General features: G+C 36.5%; 1 protein-coding gene. It reads right to left on the reverse strand.

Annotated features, from left to right (window positions below; translation table 11 throughout):
* The coding region (locus AC3G7N_RS22275) for a mycothiol transferase (protein ID WP_489424289.1) at positions 1-463 on the reverse strand (463 nt) is incomplete at its 3' end.
* Positions 464-548 lie beyond the last annotated feature (85 nt).

Consider the following 548-nt stretch of genomic DNA (forward strand, 5'->3'; position numbering starts at 1 on the left):
TGATTTCATCTTCAAAGGTATGAAACCAGATGAAATAGTTATTTGCTTGAAAACCCTCCCACGTACAACTGGAATACAGCCAATCATCATCCCGTTTTTGAAATTCGCTTAGTGTTCTATTTCGAACGGTTTCTAATTTATTTAGGTAATATTCAAGGGGGTTGCCATTGATTTCATTTCTTCCTTGATCACCAAGTTCATAAGCCGCTCCCCATTCCATGCCTTCCTGTTTATTTGGTTTTCTTTCATCAAATGTTTCAAGTTGAAAGCCAAATTCTACTGCGGCCATATGAAGTAAAAGAGCGCCGATTGAATTACTATTTTCAGTTGGAAGAAAATCTAATTGCTCAGTAGTTAATCCCTTCACAGCTTGTAACGTTGTTAATCTGACATAATTCATCATGCTGACTAAATGCCCTATTTGTGGCGAATAATTTTCTATTTCCTTTACTTTAAATTCCATTTTCATTTCTCCTGCCCTCTTACTGCCGTTCCCTTGGTTATTTGAATTCCCGCTTCTTGAATAGAATGTCGAAAAACCAAAATCT

This window comes from Virgibacillus carmonensis (assembly GCF_057836705.1).